Origin of the sequence: Curtobacterium sp. B8 (assembly GCF_000333315.1) — a bacterium.
Taxonomy (GTDB): Bacteria; Actinomycetota; Actinomycetes; order Actinomycetales; family Microbacteriaceae; genus Curtobacterium; species Curtobacterium luteum.
On the sequence record NZ_BACW01000207.1, the window covers coordinates 1 to 2,256 of the forward strand.

1 protein-coding gene and 2 pseudogenes are annotated in these 2,256 nt (G+C 70.4%); all 3 read left to right on the forward strand.

Annotated elements, in window-relative coordinates; genetic code table 11:
- Positions 1-538, forward strand: a 538-nt coding sequence (locus tag I59_RS21895) for a hypothetical protein (protein WP_222834992.1), incomplete at its 5' end; no start/stop codon positions are given.
- Between the two features lie 78 nt (positions 539-616).
- A pseudogene (locus I59_RS19260) lies at positions 617-1,589 on the forward strand (AAA family ATPase).
- Positions 1,586-2,256: pseudogene (locus I59_RS19265) on the forward strand (DUF58 domain-containing protein); the annotation flags it as partial. The pseudogenes I59_RS19260 and I59_RS19265, both read left to right, overlap by 4 nt.

Below are 2,256 nucleotides of genomic sequence, written 5' to 3' on the forward strand. Positions count from 1 at the left end.
GTCTGCTGACCAATGGGACGGAACGGTGACCATGCCCTCGCAGAACGGTGTCGACCACTACGTATTCACAATTGACGGGCAGAGCACGCCGCTCGCGCCGGGTGCGCAATGGACGGGGGTTCCCGCCGGCGTGTACAACAGCGCGGCTTCATTCACCATCGCCGCGTGTGGAGGCCCTGGAGAGCAGTTCTGTACCGATTCGACCTCCGGTGGCGTCGTCGCAGCGCTGAACACCGCGGTCAGTATCAAGACCGCTCAGCAGAACAGCGCGCTGCTGATCAACGAACCGCCTCAGCCCAACGGTGTGAATCTGCAGTACACCGCGAGGTGGCATGCGAACCCAGATGGCAGCGGCCCCGTTTTCCCTGGCTACGCGCGCTGGAACGCCGGAGAGTCCCCACCGACAGTGCCTGTGACGGCAGGCTCGGTCGACGTGTACGCGATCGCGAGCTTGAACGGAGCTGACTACCGCGGAACGACGACGGACCTGTTCCCGACGACACCGCCAGCGGATTCCACACCCCCGTCCGGCAACTGAGCCACGTGCCGACCACGCTCTACGCTTCCGAGTAGCGCGCCCACGACCAACGACTCACCACCGAAGGAACGACCCCGCATGAGCATGACCCCGGAGCAGGCCACCTGGTTCGCCGACGTCGCCGGCCGCATCGTGACCAACGTCGAGCAGGTGCTCCTCGGGAAGACGTTCGTGATCCGGCTCGCGGTCACGGCGATGCTCAGCGAGGGACACCTCCTGCTCGAGGACGTCCCCGGCACCGGGCAAGACGAGCCTCGCGCGGGCGATGGCGCAGAGTGTGCAGGGCTCGACGAACCGCATCCAGTTCACGCCCGACCTGCTGCCCGGCGACATCACGGGCATCAGCGTCTACGACCAGCGCACCCAGGAGTTCGACTTCCACCGCGGCCCGGTGTTCTCGAACATCGTGCTCGCCGACGAGATCAACCGCGCGAGCCCGAAGACCCAGTCCGCGCTGCTCGAGGCGATGGAGGAGTCCGCGGTCACCGTCGACGGCGTCAACCACCGGCTCGCCGCGCCGTTCATGGTGATCGCCACCCAGAACCCCGTCGAGCAGGCCGGCACCTACCGTCTGCCGGAGGCGCAGCTCGACCGCTTCCTCATGAAGGCATCGATCGGCTACCCGGACCACGCCGCGACGGTGAAGATCCTCGAGACGTCGTCTGCGCCGTCGGCATCGGTGCCGCTCGCGAGCGTCGTGCCGGCGGCGACGATCACCGAGATGGCCGCGCTCGCCCGATCGGTGCACGTCGACGCCGTCATCGCCGACTACGTCGCGCGGCTCGTCGACTCGACGCGCTCCGCGAGCGAGGTCCGACTCGGGGTCAGCGTCCGTGGCGCGATGGGTCTGATGCGGGCGTCCCGTGTGTTCGCGGCGCTCAACGGCCGCCACTACGTCACGCCCGACGACGTGAAGGCGCTGGCGGTCCCGGTGCTCGCGCACCGCCTCGTGCTCGACGCCGAGGCCGAGTTCGACGGCGTCAGCCCGACCGCGGTCGTGTCGCAGCTCCTGGTCGAGACGCCACCCCCTGCTGACCGGGTCGCGTCGTGACCGACCGCCGGCCCGCCTCGACGCGTTCGCGCCGCCCCTCCTCGACGCGGTCGCGTCGCGGGTCGGGCGCGTCCGAGCGCACCGGGACGGTCGCCGGCCTGACGAACGTGCGGACCCGTCTGGTCGGGAACCGCGACAGCGTCGCCGCAGACGCGGTCGTCGGCGTCGTCCGGCTCTGGGCAACGGCCTGGAGGCTCGTCGGACGTGCCTGGGACGAGGTCTCGTCAGTGGTCACCGGCCTGGGATGGACGGTGGCGGTCCTCACGCTCGTCGCGTTCGTCGCGGGGTACCGTCTCGGCCTCCGCGAGGTCGTCGTCGTGGGGTTCGCCGGTGCGCTGCTGATCGTCGTCGCCGCGGTCGCCCTGATCGGGCGGTCGCGCCTGCTCGTCCGGATGCGCCTCCCGCAGCACCGCGTCGCCGTCGGCGACCCGGCCGCGGTGGTGGTGACCGCCGAGAACCCGGGACGGCTGCCGTCGGTCCCGAGCACGGTCGAGGTCCCCGTTGGGGTGGGGCTGGTCGACGTCGCCATCCCGGCGATCGCGGCGAAGGGGACCTTCGAGCAGGAGGTCCCGGTCCCGACGACGCGGCGCGGCGTGCTCGACGTCGGCCCCGTGACCGGCGTCGAGCGGGACCGGTCGGACTCGTCCGTCGCGAGGTCGTCTGGACT